General features: G+C 67.5%; 1 pseudogene. It reads right to left on the reverse strand.

The features are described from left to right. A pseudogene (locus tag EOA23_RS35455) lies at positions 1 to 381 on the reverse strand (ABC transporter ATP-binding protein); the annotation flags it as partial.

Consider the following 381-nt stretch of genomic DNA (forward strand, 5'->3'; position numbering starts at 1 on the left):
GACGACGCGGCTGGACAGCCGGTGGGCGACCGCTGCCGCGCCGACCGACAGTTTTTGCGGCCGGACGACAACGGTGACCTTGCTGCCCTGCGCCAGCGGCCGCGGCGAACCCACATCGACCGTCTGGCCGGCGGCAAGCGCGACCGTCGTCCGCCGGTCGGACCTGCTCACGGTGCCGGCAAGCATATTGGCCTTGCCGAGGAAGTCGGCGACGAAGCCGGTGGCGGGCCGCTCATAGACCTCCTCCGGCGTGCCGATCTGTTCCACCGAACCGGCGTTCATCACCACGATGCGGTCCGACATGGAGAGCGCTTCTTCCTGGTCGTGCGTGACGAAGATGGCGGTGATGCCGGTCGCTTTCTGGATCTTCTTGATCTCGAC

This window comes from Mesorhizobium sp. M2A.F.Ca.ET.042.01.1.1 (genome assembly GCF_003997405.1).
In the GTDB taxonomy this organism is placed as follows: domain Bacteria; phylum Pseudomonadota; class Alphaproteobacteria; order Rhizobiales; family Rhizobiaceae; genus Mesorhizobium.